This window comes from Alteromonas confluentis (assembly GCF_001757105.1).
GTDB lineage: Bacteria > Pseudomonadota > Gammaproteobacteria > Enterobacterales > Alteromonadaceae > Alteromonas > Alteromonas confluentis.
The window spans coordinates 157,740-174,116 of the sequence record NZ_MDHN01000029.1; the positions used below are offsets into that span (position 1 = coordinate 157,740).

General features: G+C 49.8%; 8 protein-coding genes. 7 read left to right on the forward strand and 1 reads right to left on the reverse strand.

The features are described 5' to 3' along the window. The first annotated feature begins 17 nt into the window (after window positions 1-17). The 6 genes from BFC18_RS12415 (at window position 18) to BFC18_RS12440 (ending at window position 10,457) form a co-directional block, all read left to right on the forward strand. Complete coding sequence (locus BFC18_RS12415) at window positions 18-926, forward strand: dihydrodipicolinate synthase family protein (RefSeq protein WP_070125874.1); 909 nt, start codon at window positions 18-20, stop codon at window positions 924-926. A gap of 7 nt (window positions 927-933) precedes the next feature. Beyond that, entirely contained in the window at window positions 934-1,932 is a 999-nt protein-coding gene (locus BFC18_RS12420) for a 4-hydroxyproline epimerase (protein ID WP_070125875.1), read from the forward strand. Window positions 1,933-1,975: 43 nt separating this feature from the next. Continuing rightward, window positions 1,976-3,412 (forward strand): aldehyde dehydrogenase family protein, encoded by a 1,437-nt coding sequence (locus BFC18_RS12425; RefSeq protein WP_070125876.1) that lies wholly within the window; start codon window positions 1,976-1,978, stop codon window positions 3,410-3,412. Between the two features lie 63 nt (window positions 3,413-3,475). Beyond that, window positions 3,476-6,625, forward strand: a complete 3,150-nt coding sequence (gene lacZ, locus BFC18_RS12430) for a beta-galactosidase, LacZ type (protein WP_083273057.1) — start codon at window positions 3,476-3,478, stop codon at window positions 6,623-6,625. A gap of 14 nt (window positions 6,626-6,639) precedes the next feature. Further along, entirely contained in the window at window positions 6,640-9,357 is a 2,718-nt protein-coding gene (locus BFC18_RS12435; RefSeq protein WP_139139011.1) for a DUF5695 domain-containing protein, read from the forward strand. 119 nt (window positions 9,358-9,476) lie between these two features. Beyond that, window positions 9,477-10,457: a DUF6492 family protein gene (locus BFC18_RS12440; protein ID WP_245680376.1), complete on the forward strand. Its 981-nt coding sequence runs from the start codon at window positions 9,477-9,479 to the stop codon at window positions 10,455-10,457. An 81-nt stretch (window positions 10,458-10,538) separates the two neighbouring features. Here BFC18_RS12440 and BFC18_RS12445 read toward each other — a convergent pair whose 3' ends face one another. Then, a complete protein-coding gene (locus BFC18_RS12445) occupies window positions 10,539-13,460 on the reverse strand; it encodes a TonB-dependent receptor domain-containing protein (protein WP_070125879.1) in 2,922 nt (973 codons plus the stop codon). A 548-nt stretch (window positions 13,461-14,008) separates the two neighbouring features. Here BFC18_RS12445 and BFC18_RS12450 point away from each other — a divergent pair. Continuing rightward, on the forward strand, window positions 14,009-16,366 hold the full coding sequence (locus BFC18_RS12450) for a glycoside hydrolase family 127 protein (protein WP_083273058.1): 2,358 nt from the start codon (window positions 14,009-14,011) through the stop codon (window positions 16,364-16,366). Window positions 16,367-16,377: the final 11 nt, after the last annotated feature.

Here is a 16,377-nt window from a genome sequence, read left to right on the forward strand (position 1 = left end):
AGACAGGATATAAACTAATGGCAATGCAAGATTCACAATGGACCGGCGTATTCCCGGCAGCCACAACCCAATTTGATAAAGAGTTAAATATCGATTTCGATGCCACCCAAAAAGGCTTTGAAAACCTGCTTAATGACGGCGTAAATGGCTTGGTTATTATCGGTACTTGCGGTGAGAACAACTCACTGAGTGCAGAAGAAAAACGAAAGGTGATTGCGTCAGCGGCAGAAGTAAAAGGTTCGGCACCAATCATTGCGGGTGTGTCTGAATTCACCACCGCCAATGCCATAAAATTCGCGCAGGATGCAGAGAAAGCCGGTGTTGATGCACTGATGCTGCTGCCAGGCATGGTTTACGTACCGACCGAAGATGAGTTGGTTGCCCACTTCCGTGCGGTAGCTGCAGAGACCTCTCTGCCTATCATGTTGTATAACAATCCTACGTCTTATCGCGTAAACATGAGTCTGGACTCATTAGAAAAGTTACGCGATGTAGACAACATCGTAGCCATCAAAGAAAGTGCCTCGGATACCCGTCGCTTTACTGATTTGATCAACGCCTACGGCGATCGCTTTAAAGTGCTGGCTGGTCTGGACGATGTGGCACTGGAAGGACTTATGCTGGGTGCATGCGCCTGGATTTCAGGTTTAACGTCAGCATTCCCCCAGGAATCGGTTGAACTGGTAAAAGCGTTTGAAAACGGCGACATGAAACGCGCGCTGGAAATTTACCGCTGGTTTATGCCGCTGCTTCACCTGGATGCCGGCCATGATTTGGTTCAGGCCATCAAACTGGCAGAAGAGATCATGGGCCGTGGTAGTGAGCGTGTACGTATGCCTCGGATGCCACTGGCCGGTGCACGCCGCCAGGCTGTGATTGATATGGTCGAGAAAGCAGCTGCTACTCGTCCTACGCAACAAGGATAAGTGTTAAATGCGTCACACCTTCTTTTGTATCGACGGTCATACTGCCGGTAATCCGGTAAGGTTGATCACCGGCGGTCACCCGCAGCTTAGGGGCGAAAGCCTGAGCGAAATGCGACAGCATTTTATGCAGGATTTCGATTGGATCCGTCTGGGCATGATGTTCGAGCCCCGTGGTCACGACATGATGTCAGGAGGATTCATCTATCCGCCGGCCCATCCTGATGCAGATTTTGGTGTGATTTTCATAGAAACCAGTGGCTGCCTGCCTATGTGCGGCCACGGGTCTATTGGCATTATTACCTTCGGCTTAGAACACGGACTTATCACGCCAAAAACACCGGGCAAACTAGTGATGGAAGCGCCAGCCGGTTTGATTCATGTTGAATACGAGATGAAAGGCCAGAAAGTACTTTGGGTAAAGCTTCGTAACGTTACTAGCTATCTGGCCAAAGAAAATATCATTGTTGATGTTGCGGGTCTCGGCACCTTAAAAGTCGATGTGGCATACGGTGGTAACTATTACGCCATTGTAGAGCCGCAGGGTAATTACGAAGGGCTGGACCAGCTCAGTGCCGCGCAGATCCTCGACCTCAGCCCTAAAATCCGGGCGGCGGTACGGGAACAATATCAGCCGGTGCATCCGCTGAACCCGTCGATAAATGGCGTCAGTCATGTGTTGTGGGCAGACAAACCATCTTCCACAGACGCCCACGGCCGTAATGCCGTGTTCTATGGCGACAAAGCCATCGATCGCAGCCCCTGCGGCACCGGCACTTCGGCTCGGATGGCACATCTTGCCGCAAAAGGTCGGCTGAACGCTGGCGACACCTTTGTACATGAAAGTTATATCAAAAGCCGTTTCATCGGCAAGGTCGAGGAAGTCACCACGTTAGGCGACCTTCCCGCAATTACCCCGTCTATCCAGGGCACAGCTTACACCACTGGATTTAACCAGATTTGGATAGACGATGACGAGCCGTTTCCACAAGGCTTTCAGGTTATCTAAGCGATAACACACTCATTTATTCATAACGAAGAGAGAAGATTTAATGCAAGTCATCAATCTGAGTCATCATATTGGCGGACAAGTAGTAGAAGGTGCAGCGGCACTGGAGCAACACAACCCGTCGAAAGATAACGACCTAAAAGTCACCCTGCCTTCTGCTTATGCCGCAGTAGTAGACAGCGCAGTAGCAAGCGCAACAGCCGCTTTCGGCAAATTCCGCGACCAGGGTATTGAGTCCCGTTCTGACGCACTGGCCAAAATTCAGCAACTCATCATGGCCAACAGTGAAGAACTGTCGGTATTGATTGCCCGTGAAACCGGTAAAACCCTTGGCGACGCCCGAGGCGAAGTGGGCCGTGCAGCCCGCATCTTTGGTTTCTTCTCCGGTGAGTGTTTACGCATTGTTGGTGAGCGTCTGGAATCCACTCGAAACGGCGCCATGGTAGAAATCGAATACGCGCCGGTGGGTGTTGTCGGCCAGATCACGCCGTGGAACTTTCCTATTGCTATTCCGGCCTGGAAAATTGCACCGGCTCTGGCCTTTGGCAACACGGTTGTTTGGAAGCCATCTGAAATCTCGTCTGCAACAGCAGCACGTCTAATGGAACTCATCCACGAAGGTGGCATTATACCTGGTGCAGTAAACATGGTGCTAGGCGGTGGTGAGACCGGCGCGGCTATGTGTGAACATAGCGGCATTGATGCATTGAGCTTCACAGGTTCTGTGGCAACCGGTAAAAAAGTGCGCATGGCAGCCGCTGAGCGTGGCATTCCAGTACAAACCGAGATGGGTGGCGTTAACGCCATGATCGTATTGGAAGATGCAGACCTTGAAGGGGCGGTAGATTTGGCGCTGAACGGCGCGTTTCTGGCAGCCGGCCAGCGTTGTACTGCGTGCTCACGCATCATCGTACAAGACAGCATCGCGGATAAATTTGCCGCCAGACTGGCCGAAAAAGTCGCTGCGCTGAAGGTTGGCGACGCGACAGACCCGTCAACCCATATTGGTCCATTGGCTTCGCCTAAACAAAAAGCGCTGATCACCGAACAAACCGCGGTAATGGAAAACACTCCAGGGGCCAAACTGGTTTTCGGTGGTACTAAAGATCCGCTGCCAGCCTGTTTCTTCCCGCCAACCCTGTTCGACCATGCGAAAGCAGACGATCCTATCGCGCAGGAAGAAATCTTTGGTCCGGTCGCCGCCATGTTCCGTGTGCCCGACTACGAAACCGGTCTGGCAATGCTGAACGACTCCAAATACGGATTATCATCAGGACTTTGCACCACGTCACTCAAATATGCCGAGCATTTCAAGCGCTATGCGAAAGCCGGCATGATGATGATTAATCTGCCAACCGCTGGTATTGATTACCACGTGCCGTTTGGCGGTGTCGGCGCCTCAAGCTACGGTGCCCGAGAACAAGGTCGGGCTGCGAAACAGTTTTATACGGTGATGAAAACCACCTACCTCAAAGGCTAAGTTCCGTTGGAAAGCCGCACCGCTCGTGTTCCGTGGTGCGGCTTTTTTTTAAGGAGAAATTAAATGGATTTTCCCAGACGTTTTGCATCTTCCCTATTGTTCGTACTGCCACTGCTTATTGCAGGTTGTGCAGACTCACTCACTCAGGAAAAGGAAGCCAGTTCGCAAAATGACTGGGAAAATCCCGCCATATTCAGTATCAACAGCTTGCCGGATAGAAGCTATTTTCTGTCTTACGATTCGGCTGATGCGGCAATGCGTGACGCCTCAGCAGAAAATAAACGCCTGCTTTCCCTTAACGGCCTCTGGCAGTTTCACTTTTCCGAAGATCCAGAAAGCCGCCCGGTTAATTTCTATCAGCCAAATTTCGACGCCAGTGTTTGGCCAACCATACCCGTGCCGTCTAACTGGCAGATGCATGGTTACGATTATCCCGTTTACACCACTTCTGGTTACCCTTTTCCCCGTAATAAGCCCTTTATTTCGCAGGAATATCGCCCCGTAGGCTCTTATCTTCGTGAATTCACTTTACCTGAGAGTATGAGCGGTCAGCGTTTGATCCTGCATTTCGGTGCCGTGAAATCGGCCTATTATGTGTGGGTTAATGGTGTCAAAGTTGGATACAGCCAAGACAGCAAACTGCCCGCTGAGTTTGATATCACAGCGCTGGTACACGACGGCGATAACACACTGGCTGTGGAAGTTTACCGCTGGAGCGACGGCAGTTATCTGGAAGATCAGGATTTCTGGCGGTTAAGTGGCATTCAGCGGGATGTATTTATTCAAGCGGTACCACAAACGCATCTATGGGATTTGGCTATTACCGCAAGCTTAAGTGACAACTATCGTCGCGGACAATTCAACGTTACCACCACGTTGGCTCAGATTCCTAAAGGGGCCGATTCTGCTGATATAAGACTGACACTGAACAACCCAGCCGGTGACACAATCTGGCAGCAGGAAAAATCAGTGGTGGTTAAGAGTGAAGAAACCATAACCACCTTTTCTGCTGAATTTGACGACATTAAACCCTGGTCGGCGGAATCCCCCACCCTTTACGACCTGACAATAGCGGTAACCACAAACGGCCACACCGAGTATGTGCATCAGCCAGTAGGTTTTCGTAATGTAGAAATAAGCAACGGCCAGCTTAAAGTTAACGGCCAGCCTATTATCATTAAAGGTGTGAACCGTCATGAGCACGACCCAGTATCGGGCCAGGTAGTCAGCCGCGAAGCCATGCTGAACGATATTCGCATGATGAAGGCGAACAATATCAATACCGTGCGCACCTCGCATTATCCTAACGATCCTTATTGGTACACGCTTGCAGATAAATACGGGCTGTACGTGATTGACGAAGCCAATGTGGAAGCCCACGGTTATGGCTACGACGAAGATATGTCCATGGGCAATGATCCTGCCTTCAAAGCAGCCATTGTCGACAGGATGCATGGCATGATTGAACGGGATAAAAACCATCCTTCTATCATTTCCTGGTCGGTGGGCAATGAGATTGGTCCCGGCCCGAATATTCAAGCGTCATATGAACTCGCAAAATCCATGGACCCGACTCGAATCGCCCAATATGAAAACCGTCGCACCTGGCACCCCGGTAAAATGACCGACGTGATTGGCTGGATGTATGCCACCGAAAAAGAAATCAACGAAAAATATGTGGGTAATTTCAGCGAACAGCCGTTTATTTGGGTGGAATATTCCCACGCCATGGGTAACTCAAACGGTAACCTCAAAGAACTCTGGGAATTTGTATACGCACATCCGCAGGTTCAGGGCGGCGCTATTTGGGATTGGATGGATCAGGGTTTATTAAAACATGAAGCCGATGGCACAAGCTATTACGGCTACGGCGGCGACTTTGAACCAGCAGGCATCGAGCATGCCGGGAACTTCTGTGCCAATGGCTTGCTAGCTTCCGATGGCACACCACACCCAGCATTGCATGAGGTGAAGAAGGTTTATCAGAACATACACACCGAACTCACCAAAGACAATCAGCTCAGTATTTTCAATCGCTTTTTCTTTACTTCCCTCTTCGGTTTTACTGCGCACTGGGAATTACTCGAAGATGGCCGAAAAACAGAACATGGGACTTTCCAGACTCCTGGTATTGCGCCGCAGTCTTCTCAGACCATCAGCCTCGATGGCGTATTTGGTAAAAACTTCAGCCAGCAACACGAATACGTCTTGAACGTGCGCTTTACCCGCAATAACGCCGATGCGCTGTTGCCAGCCGGTCATGAAGTGGCCAGTGACCAGTTTATTCTAACGTCTTCTGCGCCAACGTTGCCTCCCATTGTCACCAACAACAAGCCTACGATTAAAGACGCTGAACACACAATCACGATACATGCAGGGGAAACGCGCTATACCTTCACCAAACAAAACGCGCAGCTTCAGCAACTTGAACTAGAAGGCAAACCGCTCCTTAAGGCTCCACTGCGACCAAATTTCTGGCGTGCTCTTACTGATAACGACTACGGCAACAAGTTCGGTGAAATTGCGGCAGACACATACAAATTTGCAGGCGACAAGGTGTCGGTTACCGGTATCGAAACGGTGCGAGATGATGATGCGGTACAACTGAATTTCGCGATTTCACTGGATGCCCTGCATAGTTCGGGCTCCCTACATTATCGCATTTATCCTGACGGCCAAGCCGATGTGACCTTTATCGCTGACCTTGCCAGCGATCTGCCTGAGATGCCTCGTTTTGGTATGACAATGCAACTCAAAGAGGGGTTTGATGAGGCGCAATGGTATGGACGAGGCCCGTTTGAGAACTATCAGGACCGTAAATTCAGCGCCGATTTAGGTATTTACCAGCAATCGGTAAGCGAACTCTATACCCCGTATATTCGTCCACAAGAAAACGGCAACCGTGCTGATACCCGTTGGCTTTCACTGCAACACAACAAGGGCCCATCGCTACAGGTCACCGGTATGCCATCCTTTGACTTTTCTGCCTTACACAACACCATCGCCGACTTCGATCATCCGAAAGAAGGACCAAATAGGCATACCAGCGATATCAAACCTAGAAATATGACCGAGGTTAACATTGACTGGCGTCAACGGGGTTTAGGCGGTGATACCAGTTGGGGAGCATTACCCTACGATAAATACCGATTGCTCCCTGCTAGTCAAAGTGACGCTTACCAACTGTCTTTCCGATTAACGCCACAACAATAATGAAAAGGGAACCTATGCGACACGTAATCAAACGAAAACTGCCCCTCGCTATTTCACTGGCACTCGCCGTAGCGACAGCAAGCGCATCTGCTATCGCTGCTGAAAAAAACGTGAATGCTGCCGGTCTGAAACTGATTTTTGATGAAAGCGCTCAAACCTTGCTGTCATTGCAACCTGATGCAGCAAAAGGCGTAGATTTCCTTTCTTATGAACATAACAGTACGCGCGAAGGACCTGGCTACTATCAACTGGGCGACATTGATTTGCGCGTCCGAAAGGCGGGCGGTGCATGGCAAGATTTCTCTAGCGCACTGCAATTACAGCCGGTAAAAACACTGACGTCATCAACCGCATTGATGCACGCAGACATTACCAGCGACTTACCCGGTATTCCGCTGAGTGTTAGCCGCTCCTGGTCGGTAGACAACAATCAACTAGTACTGCGCTTTACGCTGAAAAATACCACCAGCCACGCGGTAGAAATAGGCGGTCTTGGTATCGCCATGGTGTTCGATAACATTCTTTCCGGTCGAGAACTGGATGAAGCCCATGAAAAAGCCAATTACGCCGAACCCTACATGGGCATGGATGCAGGCTATGTGCAGGTGGTACGCCTAAACGGTAAAGGACCAGCGCTGCTGGTACTGCCGGAAGAAAATGCGCCCCTTACCGGATGGATGCCCATTCTTGGCGACACCAACGAAGACGGCTCTCCGGTTATTTACAACGATCCCACCGTGCGTACCCACACCTTCGAAGGTTTTTACGACTGGATGGTGTTCAATAAGGGTTTTGCCGACAACGAATGGAAAGGCAAGAAGCAGTGGAACAAACCGCGCAGCCTCACGCTGAAGCCTGGTGAAAGTTATGACACCGCAGTACGATTCGCACTAGCACCTGAAGTACGGCAAATTGAAGACACTTTATCAGCGCAGCAACGTCCGGTCGCCGTTGGCCTGCCAGGGTATGTGGTGCCCAAAGATCTGCCTGCAAAGCTGTATCTCAATTCACCCAGCCCGGTTAAATCACTGGTTGTAGAGCCTGCAAATGCGCTTACCGTAAAGGCGACATCACCGCAAAATGGCTGGGCAGCTTATAACGTAACCGGTAATCAATGGGGACAATCCCGCGTAACCATTACCTATGAAGACAACACCGTACAGACCGTGCACTATTTTGTATCGAAGGGAATGGCGCAGGCTGTCTCCGATTTAGGCGAATTCCTGTTTGATGAGCAATGGTTTGAAGGTGACGATGACCCCTTCAAACGTGGCCCGTCAATCATGAGCTACGACAACGACACTAAAGACATCGTGCTACAAGACCAACGGGTGTGGATTGCCGGGCTCAGCGACGAAGGCGGTGCGGGCTCCTGGCTGGCGGGCATTATGAAGCAGCTTGGGCAACCCGACGCGGAAGAGATCGCGCAGTTTGAACGCTTCTACAACGAGGTTATTGACGGCCGACTCCAGGTAAACGAAGGCGAAGGCAAGCATGGCGTGAAAAAGAGCCTGTTCTTCTACGACCCCGAAGCATTGCCTGACTACGAGTATAATCCCGATTTTGACTGGACCACTTGGGCATCGTGGAGCAAAGAACAGTCTGATAACTTGGGCCGTTCGTTCAACTATCCTCACGTTGCCGCGGCGCAGTGGGTACTTTATCGCCTCGCCCGCTTTAATGAAGGGCTGGTAAAAACACATCCGTGGCAAACTTACCTGCAACGTGCTGCAGAAACCAGCATTGCCATGACTGAATTGGCTCCGCACTACGCCCAGTTTGGTCAGATGGAAGGTGATGTGTTCGTAGCCATACTTGACGACCTGTATGCAGAAGGCATGAATGCGTTGGCTGACAAACTGAAAGCGACTATGAAAGCCCGGGCCGATCACTGGTCAGAACTGGCTTATCCGTTTGGCAGTGAAATGCCCTGGGATTCCACCGGTCAGGAAGAGGTGTATGCGTGGATGCGCTACTTTAATAATACGCCTGCCGCCGAACTCACCCGGGAAGTGATTCTGGGATACGACTTTACGCAACCACACTGGGGATACAACGGCAGCGCCCGTCGTTTCTGGGATTTCCTATACGCGGGTAAAGACAGCCGCATTGAGCGTCAGTTACATCACTATGGCTCCACCATCAATGCCATTCCTCTGCTGGATAGCTTTCGCAGAAACCCTGACGATACCTACCTGCTGCGGGTTGGCTACGGCGGCATGATGGGTGGACTCACCAATATCCATGAGGATGGTTTTGCTTCTGCGGCCTTCCACAGCTTCCCGGATTACATGGAGTTCGACCCATACACCGGAGACTATGGCTCAAGTTTCTTTGGTCATACTTTCGCCATTGGCAGCTACCTCATTAACGATGCTACGTTCGGCTGGCAAGGCTTCGGTGGATTAACCAAGGTTACCAACAACAATACGGTAACCATTACGCCAAAAGATGCTTTCCGCAACAGAGTCTACATTGCGCCGGCAAAGGTTTGGCTCACATTAGATGCAGGAAAATTCAGTGCGGTAACCTGGCATAGTGATACCGGTGAGATCACCGTTACCCTCGACGAAGCCACACCGTACACACCGGTTGCCATGCTAAACATTGCTTCATTTGGGCAACCCTATCAGCCGCAAGAAAAGCAATCGAAAACCGCGGGCAGAATTTCACTACCTTTGAATAAAAACACCAAAACGGTGTTGTCTTTAACAAGTGCTGCTGCCAATTAATTGGTAGAAAAGTGAACGCATTATTCATGCATTTGTTGTCGAAATTCGACCAATGAAGGGTACAAAGCTTTCACTTATTTGTATATTATTAGCGGACTATAAAAATCCAGTTTTGCTCGTTGGGTAACATCATCGTTCCAGCGAGCAACACGCTCAGGGAAGATGTTACCGCGCTTATGTTGTTATCTGCGATTTTACCCCTCTCAATCAGAGGCAGTTACGATGTTGATGACCTCGGTCGCACCAATATACTTTTCACCACGCTTCGCGCTTTTGGCGCAGACCAGGTTCTGAAAGAGATCCTGATTGTTTGTCCACCTGACGAAGTCAGCGTTATCCGGGAGCAAGTGAAGAAATGGCCTGAATTTATTATTCGGGTTGTTTCTGAAGAAGACATGGTGCCTGAGCTCGCTAACCATCGTCAGGTGAGAGGCTGGCGCAAGCAACAGATGATCAAACTCGCGGCACCCAGGGAATTGTCTACTCCCTATTATCTGACATTAGATGCTGACGCCATATGCTTACGCCCGCTTACCGAATCGCTACTGATCCCCGACGGTAAGGCGCTTCTACAATATGAGAAACGTGCGCTTCATCCTCGCTGGTGGAAGTCGTCTTCGCGAATTCTGAAAATGTCAGACCACGTTGGCGACCCTGAAGTCGGTATGACAGTTACACCTGCCATAATGGCCAGCGATATTAGCGAAGCAACGGGTGAGGAAATAGCCGCAAACTTGCGCGGCAAGGGCTCCTGGGTAGATAAACTCTGCCGCCTTCATAATCCTAGGTCACCGTCTAACTGGACTTTCTACCGGCACTTACGCGGTCGCTGGACTGAATACTCGCTTTACTACTTTTGCGCACTTAAACGTAACATGCTTGATAAATATCATGTGACTGCCGGTACGGAAACCCACCCTCAACTGTTGCTTATCCATGACTCACACCCGTTTGAACAATGGGTGCCAGAGCAGAGTTTTGCGCCTAACGGGCAAGGACTGTTCTGTGTTGTGAACAGCAGCATGCGTTTTGATATAGAAAATACGTGGCAAAAAATAGCGCCGTTTGTACCCGGCGCGTCAGATTTGAAAATGCCCTAAGCATCTTATTCTCATCAAGCATTACACACACAAAAACGCCCTGCCTATTAAAAGCAGGGCGTTTTTATTTCAGGTTTTACATCAGAACGATGCAGTCAGGCCAATGTAAATAGAGCGGCCTAGCGGATCGTACATACCCGGGAACGTATTGCCGTTACCGAACGAGCTCAGCACGTTGGATACGATAATAGGAGGATCACGGTCTAACAGGTTGTTGATACCACCACGGAAAACCAGGTGGTCGCCAACCGGAATGCTACCTGCCAGATCGAAATAGCTATACGAGCCGATTTCAGCATTGATTTCATAATTCGTGCCTGTAAGGAACTCATTACTTTCATTCAAGCTCAGCTTCACGCTATCCATGTAACGCCATAACAACGATACCTGTGCGTCCATCCAAGGCATCATCCAGGTTGCACGGGCATTGTGACGCCACTCAGGCACCGGCTGACCACATGAAGGACCATACAGACCTTTACAGTCGTAAGTACCCAGTCCAGGTTGAGGCTCGGTGACCATTTCGTTCAGATAGGTACCTACTAATTGCATACCCAATGAACCATACTCGCCCATTTCGTAGGTATAGTTTGCATTGATATCGACACCAGATGTTTGCAGATAACCGGTATTCAGTGTGGTTGACGTCACATAGCCATCTGTACCAAACAGCGTACCGGCGCGGCTACGGTTGAACAGGTCACAGTAATAGCTGTTACCGGTTGCAATACATTGGTTGATGATGAGGTTAGGATCGATAGAACCGATGTAATCTTCAACTTTGATATTGTAGTAGTCCAGTGAAACAGACAGGTTTTCAACCGCTTCCGGCGTAATAACAATACCGACGGTGTAGGTGTCAGCTTCTTCAGGTCGCAGATTCGGATTACCACCATATTGCTGCACACAAGTTTCAGCCGGACATTCAATGATGTTGCCATACTGGGCTTCAGTTACGCCGGTACGAGCACACTGCTCAAATGTGGCTGTCGGGTTGGCACCAGAACAAGGATCGGTACCCGAGTAGTTACCCAGACCTTGTGAGGAGAACAGTTCTGACACATTAGGCGCACGAATCGCATGGTTGAAACTGGCGCGGAAACGCAGATCATCATTGGGTGAATAGCTCAGCTCGAACTTGTAAGTTGTCGCGTCGTATTCAGATTCATTGCCTTCGTCATCGCTATTGGTGTATTCAGAATAACGCAGGCCAGCGTTGATACCGAGATACTTCGCCCACGACGCATCTTCCACCAGCGGAATATCAATTTCGGTATAAACCTCGTCGACTTCAATCACGCCATATGCGTCTTCAGTACCGTAAGACTCCGCAATTGCATCTGCTTCGAAATCCAGCACTTCTTTACGGTGCTCATAACCCACCACCATCGCAGGGCCAGTCATCGCCCACGGCAGAGAAATGTCATAGTAATCCAGGTCGATTTGCGAGAAGGCACTCAGCACATCAAGGGTCTGCGTGCTTTCCGTAGAGTTCGATGTCAGGATGTAATCAAATGCTTCATCTGAAATACCGCTGTAGGCGAACACATCAATAGGCACGCAAGCTGAATCGCTGCCATCAATGACTGAATTACAGGTTGCAACGCCATTCACATCAGTAGCCAGTAATGCACGTGCTGCACGTTCAGGGTTCACGTCGTTCATAAACGTTTCCTGATACAGTGCCGTTGTGCGCAGGTAGCTGACATCGTAGGTAATGCCGTCGTTGATGTCACCACGCATACCCAGACTAAAGCGGTAGTCGGTGTGACGGAGATTGTCGCGACGTGGGCGGGCATTTTCACCATCAAGACGATAACCCACATAGGCATCGATAATCTCACTGGTACCTGCCGACGTGCCACACAACGCCGCAGCCTGCTGGCTACTCATCAATGGGTTATCACAGTTAATGGCATAGTCGTCCCCAAACCACAATGCAGACGGTGCGATTTGTGAGAAGCTCTGATCGTCCATAAACATGAAGCTACCATACACTTCGTCAGTATCTGTTACCGCATAGTGGGTCATCATGCCGGCGGTGTAACGTCGATCGACCCGTTGAATATAATTCAGCGGATTGTAGTTGTAGAGGTATTCATCGCCGTAGGTATCCCACTCTTTAGAGCCATCTTTGACGTTGTTATACGACCCGCCAGTCATTGGCCCGCTCAACACAGAAAACCGGCCCCAGGGATTGTTTCCTGAACCACCACAGGCATAACCATCTAAGGTACTGTTTGCGGAAATAGCGCACGCAGAATAGTCTCGCTCACTTTGCAATACAGGCTCTGTACGACGATAACCAGCATAGAATGTGATATTCCCTTTGCCATCGACGAAGTCGGTGCCAGCAGCAAAGTTAAAATCGTACTTCTCGCCGTCCCACACACTGCTGTCCGGCACTTCGTAACCATAGCTGGTAACCAGGTCGCGCGTGGCACTGTCGTCGTTGTTATGCTGATAGCCACTCCCCTGAATATCAAAGATGATACCGTTAAGGTCGTCTTTCAGAATAAAGTTAACTACCCCGGAAATGGCATCAGAACCATATACCGCAGACGCACCACCGGTAACCACATCAACCCGCTCTACCAGCGCTGACGGGATGAAGTTAACGTCCATCCCCATGGTAGGCAGCATGCGCTGGCCATTAACCAAAGTCAGTACGCGGTTTGAGCCAAGGTTTCGCAGGTTGATCTGTGATGTACCGTCAGAGCCGTTAGACACGTTTTCGTTCGCGTCAGCAGTAAACTGGGGCATTTTATTCAGTACAGATTCAATGCTTGTTGCACCCTGGAATTTAATTTCCGAGTCATCCACAACAGAAATAGGGCTGTTGGTTGTGTATTCAGCGCGTTGTATGCGCGAACCGGTAACCGTTATTGCCTCTACTTCTGCACCCTCTGATGCGGCTTCCTGAGCCTGCACCATCAAGGGCGTAGCATTCATCATAGCGATGGCTGCTATCACTCCTTTTTTGATTGCAGAATGTTTAGTCATTGCTTCCTCACACGTGTTGAGCTTTATATTTTTATTGTGGGAAGACCGTCGGTGTGTCTTCCTTCGTGTACACTAAACACTCAATTACGAAGCAAAGTCAAATATATTATACGATATTCTATATAACATATCTTTTTCATGACCAAACGGACTACACTTTTATGATTTAAATTCAATAAGTTATTCTGCTTTGTAAAAATTAGCCAACGAAGGAACTATTTGTACGTTATCTTTATTGACTATTGCTCGACAAAATTTTGCGTGTAGAAAGACTAAGAGGTGGGTGAAGAGAAACAGTAATATACTCAGATGCGGTTCAGCGCTCGCTCCTTTACCGGTAACGCGCCTTTCTCCTAAAAACCTTCTTGAGTTACCTAACAAATTCACATATCGTATACTGTATAACAATATAATAATCAACGTAGCACCCAACACGCCAGCTTGTCTGTATGCTCATGGATGCAGTGCAGGTAGAGTGCAACTACCCTAAAGGAAACGTTATGTGTCACCTGTGTCTTAAAACGGATCGCCGACAGGTCCTCAAAGGAATGACTGCGCTTGCTGCGCTTGCTGCGCTTTCTTCAGTGACTCTCACCGCCTGCTCTCGTCAGGAAACAGCGGCGGTAGCGGTCAACCCACTGCCCAAAACAGCCAGCGCCCTACCCCTGAATGATGTACGCCTGCTCGATTCAGACTTTCTGAATGCAGTTACCGCAAACAGCAATTATTTGATGGAGCTGGAACCTGACCGCTTCTTACATAACTTCCATAAGTTTGCAGGGCTGGAACCTAAAGGGGAGATCTACGGCGGTTGGGAAGGCGACACCATTGCCGGGCACAGCCTTGGCCATTACATGTCAGCTTTAGCATTACTTCATGCGCAAACCGGCAACGTCGAAGCGAAAACCAGACTGGCTTACATTATTGATGAACTAGCCCGATGCCAGCAGGCACAGGGCGATGGTTATGTGGCGGGCTTCACCCGTAAACGTAAAGATAAAACCATTGTGGATGGCAAAGAGATATTCGCAGAAATTAAAGCAGGCGATATTCGCTCTGCAGGCTTTGATTTGAATGGTTGCTGGGTACCCTTTTATAACTGGCATAAATTGTATGCAGGTTTCTTTGATGCGCAGACTTACTGCGGCCTTGAAAGTGGCATCCCGGTAGCGGTGGGATTAGGTAAATACATCGAAGACGTTTTTGCGAACCTCACCGATGAGCAGGTACAAACCGTTCTGGACTGCGAACATGGCGGCATTAATGAGAGCTTTGCAGAACTGTATGCGCGCACTCAAGATAACCGCTGGCTGGTATTGGCTGAAAAGCTCTATCACAAAAAAGTCCTCTCCCCGCTGGCGAACGGTAAAGATGAACTGGCTAACATTCACGCCAATACCCAGGTACCCAAGCTTATTGGTCTTGCCCGCTTATATGAATTAACCGGCAAGTCCAGCGATCAGAAAGCAGCCCACTTTTTCTGGGAGACAGTGACTAACCATCATTCTTATGTGATTGGTGGTAACGCCGATCGTGAATATTTCTTTGATGCAGACAGTATTGCCAATCACATAACCGAGCAAACTTGTGAGGCGTGCAACACCTACAATATGCTTAAACTCACCCGCCATCTTTACAGTTGGCAGCCGGATGCAGCCTATTTCGACTATTATGAGCGCGCCCACTTAAACCACATGTTGGCACAAATCGATCCCGCTACCGGTATGGTGACCTATATGACACCGCTTATGTCAGGTGCTGCCCGCCACCATTCCAGTAAATTCGATAGCTTCTGGTGCTGCACGGGTTCGGGCATGGAAACCCACGCCAAGCATGGAGATTCTATTTGGTGGCAAGGAGACGATACCTTATTTGTGAATCTGTACATTCCTTCAAAGGTTGACTGGAAGGCCGGTCAGGCTGCCATCACCATGGATACCGCTTACCCCTACGCAGGTGCAGTGAATCTGACTATTGATAAAGCGGAAAAAGCATTCCGCTTAGCCATGCGTATTCCCGCATGGGCAGGTGAAGACTGGACAGTAACCGTGAATGGCGAACCCACTCAAAGCGAAAAAGAAAAAGGCTACGCCTATATTCAGCGCCGCTGGAAAACCGGTGACAAAGTGGCACTGGAACTACCGCTGCTATTGCGTCTTGAGGCCACACCGGGCAACGATAACGTTGTTGCTATTCTGCAAGGACCAATGGTGATGGCTGCGGATTTAGGAAGCAGCGACGAGCCCTGGAATGGCACCGCGCCGGCCTTAGTAGGCAGCGATTTAATTGCCGGCCTGGTCAGTAAGAATGCTGATGAGGCAGTGTATCAGTCTGAGGGCATTGGTCGCCCGGCAGACATGAAGTTCTCGCCGTTTTATGCCAACCATCATCGTCGTAGCGCGGTGTATTTCGAGAAATTTACCGACGCCGAATGGGCGGATGCTGAAATTGCTTACGCTGCCGAGCAAGCGCGCCTTAAAGATCTTGCCGAGCGCTCTGTGGATGTCATGCACTTAGGCGAAATGCAGGCTGAGCGCGATCATAACCTGGAATCAGAAATCAGTTACCCTGTGGTGTACCGTGGCCGCAATGGCCGTGATGCCCGAACCGGCGGCTTCTTTAGCTTCGACTTTGAGGTCGCACCGGGGCCACTGAAACTTCAGGCGTCGTACTGGGGTGAAGAACGCGCCCGGGAGTTTTATATTCTGATCGACGGGGAAAAGGTCGCTACACAAACACTCGATTTTGATAAACCCGGTAAATTCTTTGACGTGGTGTACGACATTCCAGAGTCTGTTACCAAGGGCAAGAAAAAGGTGAATGTGCGTTTTGAACCCAAAAAAGGTAATACTGCCGGCCCAGTGTTTGGCGTACTGCTGTTCAAACCTAAACTACAAAGCGCATAGGCGTGGCGCAA

Bases quoted from the DNA above. Each gene is read 5' to 3' on its own strand.
- lacZ (WP_083273057.1), top strand. From the start codon at position 3,476: ATGGATTTTCCCAGACGTTTTGCATCTTCCCTATTGTTCGTACTGCCA.
- BFC18_RS12445 (WP_070125879.1), bottom strand. From the start codon at position 13,460: ATGACTAAACATTCTGCAATCAAAAAAGGAGTGATAGCAGCCATCGCT.
- BFC18_RS12435 (WP_139139011.1), top strand. From the start codon at position 6,640: ATGCGACACGTAATCAAACGAAAACTGCCCCTCGCTATTTCACTGGCA.
- BFC18_RS12425 (WP_070125876.1), top strand. From the start codon at position 1,976: ATGCAAGTCATCAATCTGAGTCATCATATTGGCGGACAAGTAGTAGAA.
- BFC18_RS12450 (WP_083273058.1), top strand. From the start codon at position 14,009: ATGACTGCGCTTGCTGCGCTTGCTGCGCTTTCTTCAGTGACTCTCACC.
- BFC18_RS12420 (WP_070125875.1), top strand. From the start codon at position 934: ATGCGTCACACCTTCTTTTGTATCGACGGTCATACTGCCGGTAATCCG.
- BFC18_RS12415 (WP_070125874.1), top strand. From the start codon at position 18: ATGGCAATGCAAGATTCACAATGGACCGGCGTATTCCCGGCAGCCACA.